Source organism: Mucilaginibacter polytrichastri (assembly GCF_001911425.1).
Taxonomy (GTDB): Bacteria; Bacteroidota; Bacteroidia; order Sphingobacteriales; family Sphingobacteriaceae; genus Mucilaginibacter; species Mucilaginibacter polytrichastri.
Genome location: NZ_MPPL01000001.1, coordinates 131,801 through 142,671, shown reverse-complemented (window position 1 = coordinate 142,671; position 10,871 = coordinate 131,801). Strand labels below are relative to the sequence as shown.

Below are 10,871 nucleotides of genomic sequence, written 5' to 3'. Positions count from 1 at the left end.
GCGGTTTTGAGGCAAATCACAACCGCATACCCGGTAACCGGCTTTGGCAAATGCCTTAGCATACAAGCGGCCCATATCGCCTAAACCAATAATCCCGATATTCATGCCGCTAATATAACTACCCGCGCGATAAACAGTAGCCTTACCGCACTAAATACACAATTTTACCAACGTTTAAATAAGTTTTAATAACTTAGTGAAACTTGCATACCTTGTTTACGTTACACGTAAATTACAGGATGCAACAACCATCTAAATTATACATTATGAATAACAAGCTGTTTTTTAAAGGGTTAATTGCCATGGTGCTCATCACCGCATGTTCACAATTTGCTTCTGCACAAGACAGTATTAAAAAAGAGGCTGTTGTAAAACCAGTATACAAACCCAAAGCGGTAATAACTCAACCTGCCGGTGCTAAACCAGCTATACCACAACCCGCCACTACAGCACCTGCAAAGCCATATACACCAGCACCTGCGCCGGTTGAACCTAATGACCGCAGCATAAAAGGTCAATATCAGTTTTTACTCAACAAAACTTATGGCTACCAAAAACCACTATTATCGGCTTTTTATAAAAGCGTTACCGATACATTGGGTTTTGAGCGTAAAAAGATAAAACCTTTAGAAACCAGCGTTGCCGTTTTAAAGGATACTATTAAAAGTTTGCACAATCAATTAACTTCGCAACAACAAGTGGTTAATGAATCTACCACCAAGGTTGATAACATTAGCCTGGCGGGTATCAACATGACAAAATCTGCCTATAACACTTTAATGTGGGGCCTTGTTATTGCTTTTGGTGCAGCGGCTGCTTTTGTAATTATTCGCTCGGGCAGCTATAGCCGCGAAGCCAAGTACCGTATTAAACTTTACGAAGACCTTGACGAAGAATACAAAGGCTACAAAGCTAAAGCCAACGAAAAAGAAAAGAAACTGGCCCGCGAACTGCAAACTGCCAGAAACAAACTGGAAGAGCTGACCGGCAACCCAGGATATTAGCCGCCCCTTAAAAGTGCAGTAATAGATCCCCTAATTTTATTATGGCTGAAAGAGCATTTTTATTTGGATGGAATCCAACCAAGTGGCCATGGGCCGATCTGGATGAGGATATCAAAAAGCGCTCTGCCAGCGGCACACTCAAAGAAGATTGGAGCGCTGCAAGCCATAAAGCTATTAAATTGGGCGACAGGGCATTTATTGTACGCCTTGGACTTGAGCCTAAAGGCATTTTTGCTTCGGGGACTATCACTTCAGATCCATACCCTGCTGTTAGAAAAGGCCGGCATTACTATCGGGTTGATATAACGCTTGATGTATTGCTTAACCCGGACAAGGAACGGATACTCACCCTTGATATTTTGAAAATAGGTAACCTCACCAAACAGACCTGGACACCGCAGGCATCGGGAATTTCTATAAAACCAGAACTGGTAGAGGAGCTAGAAGGATTATGGCTCGATTTTCTGGAAACAAAAGATCACCCCGAAGACTTTTAACCTCAATTAAACTTTTACTATGGAATTTAAAATCGGCGACCTGGTATCAACCCCGCGGGGTAACGGATACATTAATGATATTATTGATAACGAAGTGATTGTTGACCTGATTGACGGCGATGACCATCGCGAAATATTTGATGTTTCGCAGATTGCTTTGTTGGAAGAGTAATTATATTCTACCTTTTTTTGTCATTCAGAGCGCCAGCGAAGAATCTTCTTCACCTTATAAGTGTACTAAATGCATAGCGAATTTGCATATAGAAGAAGATTCTTCGCTGGCGCTCTGAATGACAAATATTATAAATTACTTCCCATCTACTCCGATCTCAAACTTTTCACCGGGTTAGCAATAGCGGCTTTAATAGATTGAAAGCTTACCGTTACAATGGTAATTGCCATAGCGCCTACGCTTGCTGCAATAAATATCCACCAGGAAATTGTAGTATGGTACTCATACACCTTTAGCCAGTCGTTTAAATAATACCAGGCTACCGGGATTGCAATAATACATGATATAATTACCAGGCCAAGGAAATCTTTTGAAAGCATGCTCCAAAGATTAAACACCGATGCGCCAAGTACCTTACGCACGCCAATTTCTTTAGTACGCTGTTCGGCCACAAATGAGGCCAAGCCAAACAAACCAAGCGACGATATAAAGATAGCCAGCACAGCAAAAAACGTAGCCAGGTTACCTATACGTTCTTCGTCGGCAAATTTGTGCGCATACTCATCGTCAATAAACTTATAACTGAATGGACTGGCCGGATTGTACTTTTTAAACACCGGTTCAAGCCTGGCTAAGGCAGTAGCCACCGCCATGGTTGGCTTTATTTTCATGGTGATAATATTAGCCCAGCCATAGTTTAAAGTAAACACAGTGGGTTGGGCTTCTATGTATGGCGAATTCATTACCATATTCTTAATCACCCCTCTTACTATATAATTTTTGCCGTTCCATTTAATGGTTTCGCCAACGGGTTCTTTAATTCCAATCTGTTTTACGGCGGCCTCATTTATTAATATGCTGCTGGTATCAGTGGCAAAGCTTCTGGAAAAATCGCGCCCCTCTTTAATTGTCCATCCAATGGTTTTCCCAAAATCATGCGTTACAGCAACAACACCAAATATGGGGTTGATAGACGGATTTTTACCTCGCCAATCGAACCCGATCTGATTGCTCCAGATATCAGTTGCCGGGCTTGAGGATTCAGACATATTTTCTAATGCTCCGGTTTTAAGCAAATCGCTCCTTATGGCATCGTAATGACCCTGCAAGTCGGGCGTATTAATATCAACAGTAACCAAACCTGCACGTGTATACCCAACAGGCCTGTTTTTGGCAAACTGTATTTGTTTAAAAACGATGATGGTACCGATAATGAGAGTAATAGATACCGTAAATTGTATTACAACCAATACCTTACGGGGCAAGGCAGCAAACCGCCCGGTTTTAAAGGTTCCCTTTAATACCTTAACCGTATTAAACCCCGACAGATAGAACGCCGGATAACTTCCAGACACGACACCGGTAAGCAGCGAAAACGCCAGGCTAAGCAACCAGAATGATCCGCTTGTCCATGGAAAACTCATTTGCTTATTGGCCAGGTTGTTAAACATTGGCAAAAAAGCAATCACAATGATCATAGCAAAAACAAATGCTATTAGAGCCATTACGATAGATTCACTTAAAAACTGAGCGATTAATTGTTGACGCATCGAACCAATTGCCTTACGGATACCTACTTCTTTAGCACGTTTCTCTGACCGGGCTGTGCTCAGGTTCATGAAATTGATGCAAGCCAGCAGCAATACAAAAATACCGATGATACCAAATAGCCATACATATTGTATACGCCCGCCATCCACTTTACCTTCTTTAAAATTGCTGTACAGGTGCCATTTATCCATTGGATGTACTAACAGCCATTCATTACCCTCTTTAAAATGATCGTGCGATAGGCCTTTTATTTTACCACTTACCTTATCAAAATCTACATTATCATTTAACTGTACAAATAGCTGTGTACTGTGATCTCCCCAATTTGTTTGTGCCGATTTAGTATAAGGATCAGTAGAAACTAGCTTGTCCCAAGAAAGCAGCATCTTCATGTCATTAAAAGTAGAATTCGATGGCAGATCTTCATATACGCCACCCACTTTTAAATCCATTTTATTATTGATACGCACCGTTTTGCCCATCGGATTTTTACCAGCAAATAATGCCTTAGCGGCAGATTCTGTTATCAGCATAGACGATGGATCTTTTAGCGCGTTCACATCGCCCTGCATCATTTTAAGGGTTAACATTTTAGGGAAATCGGCCTCAACCCACATCCCCTTTTGGGAGACCTTATTTTCGCCGGAGCCCAAAATGAATGTATTAGTCCACGAAGCGTGGGTTACATATTTAAAGTCGGCCGCATATTTACTTTTTAGTTCCGGCGCAACTGGTAATGCCATAGCGGTTTGGGTGCCGGTATGCCCGTCAAAGGTTTGGGTAACCATTACTTGCCCAATGCGGTCGTGGTTTTGATGATAATGGTCAAATGAAAGCTCGTCCCAGATCCATAAACCAATTAATATGGCTACAGCCATCCCTAAAGCTAAACCCAGAATATTTATAGAGGAGTAAACCTTGTTTTTAATCAGGTTACGCCAGGCGATTTTGAAGTAATTTTTAAGCATGTCTCAATAAGGTTAATTTATAGCGTGGCTATTTAACTATAAACTAAGAGCCAAGATAATGCCTTATTTGTTAAATACTGAATATCAATATGTTAAAATAGGTTAAGAACAAAAAGATGTTCGGTTTCGATACAATGAGCGTTCGGGGATGAACGGATGATAGTAGAATAACTTTCAATTTTGTCATTCTGAACGCAGTGAAGAATCTTTTTAAATATGCATTATCCGTAATACAGGGCGAAGAAGATTCTTCACTGCGTTCAGAATGACAAAAGAGTACAACAAAAAAAAGGCTACCTTTTGCAAGGCAGCCTTTTTAATATCGGATCTTCCGGTACAGTTATACTTTGATCTCAACTTCAACACCACTTGGAAGCTCAAGTTTCATTAGTGCGTCAACAGTTTTAGAGTTAGAACTGTAGATATCTAATAAACGCTTGTATGAGCAAAGTTGAAATTGCTCACGTGCTTTTTTGTTTACGTGCGGAGAACGTAATACTGTAAAGATTTTCTTTTCAGTAGGTAAAGGAAGCGGACCGCTTACTACAGCGCCGGTTGGCTTTACTGTCTTAACGATTTTCTCAGCTGATTTATCAACCAAGTTGTAGTCGTAAGATTTCAGTTTAATTCTGATTCTTTGGCTCATTTTTGTTTGTTTTATAACCGCCGGTAAGAGCTATTTGTTACCGTTGGTTGATTTATATAATTATTGAATTTCGAATGATAGAATGAATGAATTTTCAAGAATCACTCACTCTATCATTCAAAATTGATTTATGCTACGCTGCCTTTAGTTCTGCCTTTAGCTTTAGCAACAACTTCTTCTTGTACGTTACGTGGAGCTTCTGCATAGTGATCAAACTCCATAGTTGAAGTTGCACGGCCAGAAGTGATAGTACGCAATTGAGTTACGTAACCAAACATTTCTGAAAGTGGCACAGTAGCTTTAATAACTTGTGCACCAGCGCGTGAATCCATACCTAACAGTTGGCCACGACGACGGTTCATGTCACCGATTACATCACCCATGTTTTCTTCTGGGGTAAGGATTTCGATTTTCATGATCGGCTCAAGCAACATTGGTTTACATTTTGGCAATGCCTCGCGATATGCAGATTTAGCGGCGATCTCGAAAGATAGCGCATCTGAATCGACTGCGTGGAATGAACCGTCAATTAACCTAACCTTTAAGCTGGTTAATGGATAGCCTGCCAATACACCATTTGCCATAGAAGCTGCAAAGCCTTTTTCAACAGATGGAATAAACTCACGAGGGATTGAACCACCGCTAATTTCATTCACAAAAGTTAAGCCTTCTTTACCTTCGTCATTTGGAGAAATGATAACCTGGATATCAGCAAATTTACCACGACCACCGGTTTGTTTCTTGTATGTTTCGCGGTGTTGGATAGTACCTGTGATAGACTCTTTGTAAGCTACTTGCGGCGCACCCTGGTTAACCTCTACTTTAAACTCACGTTTTAAGCGGTCCATGATGATATCTAAGTGAAGCTCGCCCATACCTGAAATTACAGTTTGGCCGGTCTCTTCGTCAGAATTTACACGGAAGGTTGGATCTTCTTCAGCTAATTTACCTAAAGCCATACCTAATTTATCTACGTCTGCCTGAGTTTTAGGCTCGATAGCTAAACCGATAACCGGCTCAGGGAAGTTCATAGACTCAAGGATGATCGGGTGTTTTTCATCACAAAGGGTATCACCTGTTTTAATATCTTTAAAACCTACTACCGCAGCAATATCACCAGCACCTACATTAGGGATTGGGTTTTGCTTGTTAGCGTGCATTTGGAAGATACGAGAGATACGCTCTTTGTTGTCAGAACGCATGTTGTGTACATACGAACCAGCATCAAGGTTACCAGAGTATACACGGATAAAGCACAAACGACCTACGAATGGATCTGTTGCAATTTTAAACGCTAATGCTGCAAATGGTTCCTTAACATCCGGTTTACGTAAAATTTCTTCGCCTGTGTCTGGGTGGGTACCAATGATACCTTCAACATCCATAGGTGAAGGCAATAATTCCATCACATAATCAAGCATGGTTTGTACACCTTTATTTTTAAAAGATGAACCACAAACCATAGGAACAATTTTAGCATCTAAAACAGCCTTACGTAAAGCATCAAGTACTTCGCGCTCTGTAATAGTTTCTGGTGCGTCGAAGAATTTCTCCATTAACGACTCATCATACTCAGCTACAGATTCAAGTAATTTCTCTCTCCACTCAGTTGCTTCTTCGATCATATCCTCTGGGATAGGCACTTCAGTAAAGGTCATACCTTTATCATGCTCATTCCAAACAATACCTCTCCAGTTAATTAAATCAACCACACCTTTGAAGCTATCTTCGGCGCCGATTGGTAATTGCAATGGAACAGCGTTGCTGCCTAACATTGATTTTACTTGTTTAACAACTTTTAAGAAGTCAGCACCAGAACGGTCCATTTTATTAACGAAACCGATACGGGCAACATTATAGTTGTTAGCAAGTCTCCAGTTGGTTTCTGATTGTGGCTCAACACCATCAACAGCAGAAAACAAGAAAACTAAACCATCAAGTACACGTAATGAACGGTTTACCTCAACGGTAAAATCCACGTGACCCGGGGTATCAATAATGTTGATATGATAAGTGTTGCCTCTGTATTTCCAGTCTACAGTGGTAGCAGCAGAAGTGATCGTGATACCACGCTCTTGCTCTTGCGCCATCCAGTCCATAGTGGCTGCACCTTCGTGTACCTCACCTATTTTGTGGCTTACGCCAGAATAGTAAAGAATACGTTCGGTAGTAGTGGTTTTACCAGCATCGATGTGAGCGGCAATACCAATATTTCTAGTATATTTTAGATCTCTTGACATGTCTTTTTTTTGTGATTCTCTGATCTTAAAAAATGATCACACCGAAAAAATCAGTGTAATCATCTTCAATATCGGTGTAATCTAAATTTTAGAAACGGAAGTGAGAGAACGCTTTGTTGGCTTCAGCCATTTTGTGCGTATCTTCTTTTTTCTTCACAGCAGCACCTTCACCTTTAGCAGCAGAGATAATCTCGCCTGCTAATTTCTCCATCATGGTTTTTTCACCACGACGACGTGAGTAGCTGATCAGCCATTTCATACCTAAAGCGATTTTACGCTCTGGACGAACTTCTGTAGGAACCTGGAAGTTAGCACCACCAACACGGCGAGATTTAACCTCAACAGCTGGCATAACATTGTTTAATGCTTTTTTCCAAGTCTCTAAACCGTTTTCGTTAGTTTTTTTCTCAACTATCTCAACAGCGTTATAGAATATGCTGTATGCGGTAGATTTTTTACCATCATACATCATGTTATTTACGAACCTGGTTACCAAAACATCATTAAATTTTGGATCAGGAAGAAGGATTCTCTTTTTTGGTTTTGACTTTCTCATTGTTACTATCCTCCTTTAATTATTTCTTTTTACCTTTTGCAGGTGCACCTTTAGCTGCTGCTGCGGCCTGACCTGGTTTAGGGCGTTTAGTACCATATTTTGAACGACGTTGGTTACGACCGGCTACACCTGATGTATCTAATGCACCACGGATAATGTGGTAACGTACACCTGGTAAATCTTTAACCCTGCCACCGCGGATTAACACGATAGAGTGCTCTTGCAAGTTGTGACCTTCACCAGGGATGTAAGCATTCACTTCTTTTCCATTGGTTAAGCGCACACGGGCAACTTTACGCATTGCTGAGTTTGGTTTCTTAGGGGTAGTGGTGTATACACGGGTACACACGCCTCTTCGCTGTGGACAGCTGTCCAACGCTGGTGACTTACTCTTGTCAACCATAGCTACTCTACCTTTTCTAACTAATTGCTGAATAGTAGGCATTTCTTCCTTTTAATATTTACAGTTTTATCCTTATTTTAAGGACTGCAAAAGTACGCACTTATTTTCTCATTTTCAAGCGGTTTGCCAAAGTTTTTTTATGTAAGTGATTGACGTTGTGCAGAGGTAGGGTTTTGTTGTTAACTAATTGAGGTTAAATTGTTAAGGTTAACAGTTTAAATTTTGCCATTGAGAGCGATAGGGTGGCAATCTCGTAACTCTACAGATCGAATAAGAATTGGCGACGAGATTGGCATGTCGTCCCTCGTACCCATTACAATAACGATAAATTCAATATGTCGCGAGTAGCTCTGCGAAGCACCGGAACAAAAAAAGGGAACCGCACAGTTTATATACTGTGCGGCTCCCCATCATCAAAACACTAAATTTAATACTTATGATTTCTGTACATCACCACGGTGTGTAACCGCGCTTTTGTCGTGCCTGCCGTTTTTAAAAGTCTCTTTCAATTTGGCTTCTTGCTCATTGCTTAAAGTGGCTACAAAAGCTTTGCGATCGGCTTTTCTGGCCTCTCTGTTATTGGCCATCAATTTTTGCTGATCTGCAGTTAACGAACTTTTCAGTTTTTCCATTTTATCCTTGCCATGTAAGCTTTTATCTTTCATAATAGCTTTCTGATCGGCGGTTAGGCTCGCTTCAAAAGCCTCATGCGCCGCTTTTTGCTTTTCATGGTTTTGTTTCAGCATGGCTTTCTGGTCCGGCGTTAAAGTAGCTTTCAGGGCTGCAAATTCTTTACCACCGCGATGGTTTCTGAATGCTGTTCTCAGCTGTGTTTTCTGTGCATCAGTTAAGGTAGCCATAAATGCTTTACGGTCAGCTTTGCGGGTTTCCTGATTGGCAGCCATCAATTTTTGCTGATCTGCGGTTAGCGAACCTTTCAGTTTTTCAATTTTATCCTTGCCATGTAAGCTTTTATCTTTCATAATAGCTTTTTGGTCGGCGGTTAAGCTTGCTTCAAAAGCCTCATGCGCCGCTTTTTGCTTTTCATGGTTTTGTTTCAGCATGGCTTTCTGGTCGGGCGTTAAAGTCGACTTCAGTGAGGCGAAACCATCACCACCACGATGATGATGTCCATAAACTTTATTAGTATCAGCCTTAGCAACAGTTTGTGCGTTGGCACCAGTGGTTATAGCTGCAGCAAGCAGTGCAACCAGCGAAATTGATCTTATTAGCTTTTTCATATCTATTTAAATTAATTACTAGATAGATGCGGCAGGCGGCAAAAGGTTTAAGTAACATTTATGTGGTATTCACTACCCCCCACGGGAAGGATGCGGAAAATAATACGCGATGTCAGGGAGGACTTTCTAAAAGCAAAAGGCATATACCATCGCATTCATTATTTTCTGCAAAGCAAGTACAATACTGCTATTTTCCTTACCAAAACGTCATCCCTAACGTGTTTCAGGACCCCAAAGACAGATCGCAGATTTTGTTTACATCAGACTTAGTATATGGGATGCTGAAATAAATCAGCATGACGGGTCGAGAAGAATCCATCCCTGCCCTTACAAGTTCCCGTCGCGCCTCCTCCGAGGAGGAGAATTTAAAACAGATAAAACAAGGAAGGCTGCGATTATTTCGCAGCCTTCCTTGTTTTATCTTGATTCTTGCTTCTATAGCTACTGCGTTACAACCGTATTTAAATGCTGTACTTTACGTTTCTCGGGCGGCAGGGCCATCCATTTTTTGTAGCTATCGTTTACATAAACAGCCATTGATTCGCCCATATTACTTCTTAAAAAGGCATAGGTTGGGCGATACATCACCATAAAATCTTCCAGCTCACTACCTTTTAACGGCACCAAGCTACTTACATAAGCAAGGCTGAAGGCCGAATCGACAGTTCGTTCTTCGGCTTCGTGTTTAAAATAATGTTTAAGGCGGCGGGCATCCTTACCAGATTTACCAAACCAGGTACTTGGCGATAAGGCATATACCTTGCTATGCTCATACACTTCGGGGTATTCGGCACGTGGATCAAACTTGGCAGATGCCTTAACGCTTACCTCGCGCAATGCGATAGATTGCAGGGCGAGCTGGATCTCTTTAGTTTTTAAGTCAATTACATACAACGTATCAGAAACATAACCTGGTGACGAAAATATAACGGTATTACCAACTTCGGCAGGGATCTCAAACTTTCCGTTTTTTTCAGAAAGGGCCAGTTGTTTGTTATTAGCATTTTTTACAAATACATCCATCAATTTTATACGGGTACCGGTTTCTGTTATGGTACCACGCAATGTTTGGGCAGATGCATTAAGGAAGAAGCAAAAAAGTATTACGGATAGTATCGTGAATTTCATAGCTGTAAATATACAGGTATAACTCTGTTTAACGGTTTAAGGTTTCGGCCTTAATGGTAAAAAAGCACGATAGTTTATCTTTCGACAGTCAAAAACAGCCATTTATCTTCTCCAAACGTTATTATCAGTATTATAATCCGGGAAAACATGGTCGGGGTCATAAGTAACCGTTGCAATCTCTTCTGTGGTAGGATATTTAAAATCCCAGTGGCTGCCTGTGCTCCATACCTCAACAGGCAGGGTAATACGGCTCACTTTTCCGCTTACGGTTTTAATTTCCAGCACTACCGGCAAAGCCATTTTATCCAGGTTATCAATGCCTATTAATGCCCCTTTGGCCGGGTTATCATCTATGTACTTTACACCGCTAACCGCTACATCAAGTTGCCAGTTATTTAAAAACCATTCGCGCCAAAACCAACCGAGGTTTTCGCCCGATACATTTTCCATCGTGCGGAAAAAATC

The 10,871-nt window shown here is 41.1% G+C and carries 11 protein-coding genes and 1 pseudogene; 3 read left to right on the top strand and 9 right to left on the bottom strand.

Annotated features, from left to right (window positions below; genetic code table 11):
• The coding region (locus tag RG47T_RS26555) for a hypothetical protein (RefSeq protein ID WP_253187555.1) at positions 1–75 on the bottom strand (75 nt) is incomplete at its 3' end.
• A gap of 191 nt (positions 76–266) precedes the next feature.
• On the opposite strand from RG47T_RS26555, the gene RG47T_RS00560 reads away from it, so the two are divergent.
• The 3 genes from RG47T_RS00560 to RG47T_RS25890 are packed head-to-tail and all read left to right on the top strand — an operon-like array spanning position 267 to position 1,673.
• Positions 267–1,004, top strand: coding sequence for a hypothetical protein (locus RG47T_RS00560; RefSeq protein WP_139235701.1), 738 nt, complete (start codon positions 267–269; stop codon positions 1,002–1,004).
• A 41-nt stretch (positions 1,005–1,045) separates the two neighbouring features.
• Positions 1,046–1,501, top strand: coding sequence for an EVE domain-containing protein (locus RG47T_RS00555; protein ID WP_074487380.1), 456 nt, complete (start codon positions 1,046–1,048; stop codon positions 1,499–1,501).
• Between the two features lie 19 nt (positions 1,502–1,520).
• Positions 1,521–1,673 (top strand): hypothetical protein, encoded by a 153-nt coding sequence (locus RG47T_RS25890; protein ID WP_171972451.1) that lies wholly within the window; start codon positions 1,521–1,523, stop codon positions 1,671–1,673.
• Between the two features lie 146 nt (positions 1,674–1,819).
• On the opposite strand, the gene RG47T_RS00550 is transcribed toward RG47T_RS25890, so the two are convergent.
• The 8 genes and pseudogenes from RG47T_RS00550 to RG47T_RS26550 form a co-directional block, all read right to left on the bottom strand.
• Positions 1,820–4,192: an ABC transporter permease gene (locus RG47T_RS00550; RefSeq protein ID WP_074487379.1), complete on the bottom strand. Its 2,373-nt coding sequence runs from the start codon at positions 4,190–4,192 to the stop codon at positions 1,820–1,822.
• A gap of 340 nt (positions 4,193–4,532) precedes the next feature.
• On the bottom strand, positions 4,533–4,838 hold the full coding sequence (rpsJ, locus tag RG47T_RS00545) for a 30S ribosomal protein S10 (protein WP_022830652.1): 306 nt from the start codon (positions 4,836–4,838) through the stop codon (positions 4,533–4,535).
• Between the two features lie 128 nt (positions 4,839–4,966).
• Positions 4,967–7,078 (bottom strand): elongation factor G, encoded by a 2,112-nt coding sequence (gene fusA / locus RG47T_RS00540; protein WP_074487378.1) that lies wholly within the window; start codon positions 7,076–7,078, stop codon positions 4,967–4,969.
• A gap of 88 nt (positions 7,079–7,166) precedes the next feature.
• Positions 7,167–7,634, bottom strand: coding sequence for a 30S ribosomal protein S7 (gene rpsG, locus RG47T_RS00535; protein ID WP_074487377.1), 468 nt, complete (start codon positions 7,632–7,634; stop codon positions 7,167–7,169).
• A 19-nt stretch (positions 7,635–7,653) separates the two neighbouring features.
• Positions 7,654–8,079 carry a 30S ribosomal protein S12 gene (gene rpsL, locus RG47T_RS00530; RefSeq protein ID WP_074487376.1) on the bottom strand — a complete coding sequence of 142 codons (426 nt, stop codon included), beginning with the start codon at positions 8,077–8,079 and terminating at the stop codon, positions 7,654–7,656.
• Positions 8,080–8,471: 392 nt separating this feature from the next.
• On the bottom strand, positions 8,472–9,278 hold the full coding sequence (locus RG47T_RS00525; protein ID WP_074487375.1) for a hypothetical protein: 807 nt from the start codon (positions 9,276–9,278) through the stop codon (positions 8,472–8,474).
• 441 nt (positions 9,279–9,719) lie between these two features.
• Positions 9,720–10,406 carry a hypothetical protein gene (locus RG47T_RS00515; RefSeq protein WP_074487373.1) on the bottom strand — a complete coding sequence of 229 codons (687 nt, stop codon included), beginning with the start codon at positions 10,404–10,406 and terminating at the stop codon, positions 9,720–9,722.
• Between the two features lie 102 nt (positions 10,407–10,508).
• A pseudogene (locus tag RG47T_RS26550) lies at positions 10,509–10,871 on the bottom strand (M1 family aminopeptidase); the annotation flags it as partial.

Bases quoted from the DNA above. Each gene is read 5' to 3' on its own strand.
- RG47T_RS00555 (WP_074487380.1), top strand. From the start codon at position 1,046: ATGGCTGAAAGAGCATTTTTATTTGGATGGAATCCAACCAAGTGGCCA.
- rpsG (WP_074487377.1), bottom strand. From the start codon at position 7,634: ATGAGAAAGTCAAAACCAAAAAAGAGAATCCTTCTTCCTGATCCAAAA.
- fusA (WP_074487378.1), bottom strand. From the start codon at position 7,078: ATGTCAAGAGATCTAAAATATACTAGAAATATTGGTATTGCCGCTCAC.
- RG47T_RS00515 (WP_074487373.1), bottom strand. From the start codon at position 10,406: ATGAAATTCACGATACTATCCGTAATACTTTTTTGCTTCTTCCTTAAT.
- RG47T_RS25890 (WP_171972451.1), top strand. From the start codon at position 1,521: ATGGAATTTAAAATCGGCGACCTGGTATCAACCCCGCGGGGTAACGGA.
- rpsL (WP_074487376.1), bottom strand. From the start codon at position 8,079: ATGCCTACTATTCAGCAATTAGTTAGAAAAGGTAGAGTAGCTATGGTT.
- rpsJ (WP_022830652.1), bottom strand. From the start codon at position 4,838: ATGAGCCAAAGAATCAGAATTAAACTGAAATCTTACGACTACAACTTG.
- RG47T_RS00525 (WP_074487375.1), bottom strand. From the start codon at position 9,278: ATGAAAAAGCTAATAAGATCAATTTCGCTGGTTGCACTGCTTGCTGCA.
- RG47T_RS00550 (WP_074487379.1), bottom strand. From the start codon at position 4,192: ATGCTTAAAAATTACTTCAAAATCGCCTGGCGTAACCTGATTAAAAAC.
- RG47T_RS00560 (WP_139235701.1), top strand. From the start codon at position 267: ATGAATAACAAGCTGTTTTTTAAAGGGTTAATTGCCATGGTGCTCATC.